This window comes from Diaphorobacter sp., assembly GCF_050251835.1.
Lineage (GTDB): Bacteria > Pseudomonadota > Gammaproteobacteria > Burkholderiales > Burkholderiaceae_C > JBFXIE01.
Map to the genome: position 1 here is coordinate 46,795 of NZ_JBFWLZ010000021.1, position 1,968 is coordinate 48,762.

At 60.1% G+C, this 1,968-nt stretch carries 2 protein-coding genes and 1 pseudogene; all 3 read right to left on the reverse strand.

The features are described from left to right. Positions 1-8: 8 nt before the first annotated feature. Entirely contained in the window at positions 9-1,016 is a 1,008-nt protein-coding gene (locus tag AB7E35_RS09080; RefSeq protein WP_428167440.1) for a helix-turn-helix transcriptional regulator, read from the reverse strand. A gap of 247 nt (positions 1,017-1,263) precedes the next feature. Further along, positions 1,264-1,515, reverse strand: a pseudogene (locus tag AB7E35_RS09085) (DDE-type integrase/transposase/recombinase); the annotation flags it as partial. Between the two features lie 26 nt (positions 1,516-1,541). After that, the coding region (locus tag AB7E35_RS09090; protein WP_428167441.1) for a transposase at positions 1,542-1,968 on the reverse strand (427 nt) is incomplete at its 5' end.

A 1,968-nucleotide genomic window follows, 5' to 3' on the forward strand; every position in this document is an offset into this window, starting at 1 on the left:
AGGCGAATTTATGCCGACATGCCTAGCGCATGCGACTGTCGTATGTCGCTGGGCGCTGCGGAAAAGCGTTGTTTGAAGGCTCGGTAGAACCAAGAGAGGTTGTTAAAGCCCGAGGCATACGCGATGTCGCTGACTGTGCTGCCCAGATGTCGCGGGCACGCTAGTTGGCTGAATGCGCGCTGCAAGCGCTGCTCCAGCAGATAGTCGCTAAAAGAGGTACCTTCTTGCTCGAACAAGGCTCGCACATAACGGACGGAAATACCGTGGCGCGCCGCCGCCCATTCCAGTGAGAGGTCGCCACGCCATGCATGGACGCGCAAATCTGCTTGGATGGCTTTGAGCCGCGCCTGTCGCAGGCCACGGGTGCTGGCGCGTTGCTGAGCCTGCGGTGTGGCCCCCAATGCCAATGCACCGAGGTCGAGCAACTGGTCGCTGAGGCGCAGGCGCTCGGCATCGCTGGTGTTGCGCGGGCTGCTGGGCCGGGTCATCTCCAGCGCCTGCCGAACCAGTAGCCGCAGGGGCAGGGTGTTGACCAAACCTTCCCGCAGGACACGGTCCACGTCATCTACCTGAGGTAACAGGCGTTCGCGTGCAAAGGCAATTAGTACACATTTGGATTGGATGCCATGGAAATCGATGCCCCCGGCACGCTCGTTCAAGGCTAGGCAGCCCGCACCGTCAACACTGGCGATTTCACCCTGTTGTCCTAGCCCACGCTGGCGCACTACCCACGCCCCATCCCCGCCCCTTTGCTCTGGGTTTCCGGGGTTCAGGAATAACAGCACATCGTCGTTGCCGTCGGCAAGCTGGCGAGCACTGCGATGAACCCCTAGAGGTGAGCACTCAACAGCAGCCACGGAGACGCCGGGCAGCAAGCGAATCCGCATGGCCAGGCTCAGTGCGCCGTCCTCAGTGACGTCGGGCGCCATATTAGCTAAAGCAGCGCATGTCTCCCGTACGGCGTCGGTGCGCTCGTGCCGGGGGTAGGTACGGGTGTCGAATTCAATAAAAGCCATGTGGAAATCGCCAACTGGGGTGTAAGGCAGCTCTTGTTAGAGCTCATCGGTTTCAGAGTGCGGTTTCGGCGCATACCTGTGCGCGACGCACTAATGTGGTGCGGAGTTTAGGGAATACCCTTGGGTTACGGATATTGCGCCAAAAGACTATGCGCTATCAAAGTCCATCCGGAACGATCCGCAAGCTCTTGATTTGGCTCGTAGTTCTACTGATTGAAGGGCTGTGCTGTTCCCCAGAATCCCTTCGATATGCGTTCTGCGTCGGCTTTCCCGGCTGGAGGCGATTGAGAGTAATGCCCTTGGATTTCGCCCATTCGGACAGGGCGCGGGCGATGAACTCGGGGCCGTTGTCCAGACGAATCGACAGTGGCGCACCACGCGCCTCCACCAGTTCGTTCAGGGCCTGGATAACCCGTCCAGCAGGCAGGCTGGTATCGACCTCGATGCGCAGCCCTTCGAGGTTGAATTCGTCGATGACGTTGAAGGTCCTGAACCGCCGGTCGGATCACGGCGCATCAGAGATGTTCAGCCTTGGTTGGGTTGGCCTGCGGCCTGCAGAGGCTGTTTGATGCGCGCTGGCAGCCGTTTCTTGCCGCGCCGCGGCAGATTCAGCCGCAGTTCGCAGTGCATGCGCCAGAGCACCGTCTTGCCCCAGGGCTTGCCTTCATGACGGGCGCTGTCGTGGAGCAGTCCAAAGCCGTGACGCGGATTCAGCGCCATGTCCAGGTCGGCGTACATGCGCTTGAGCTTGGCGTTGTCGTCCTGCAACTGACGAAGCTGCGCCAGGTGCGAGGCCGTCATGCCCGAGAGTTGACCCTTCCACTTGCAGTAGGTCTGTTCGCTGATGCCGTGCTTTCTGCATGTCTCGCCGACCTTGGTGCCCATCTCGACTTCCTTGAGGATGCCGACTATCTGCGCTTCGCTGAATCTGGATTTCTTCATGTAGAGACTC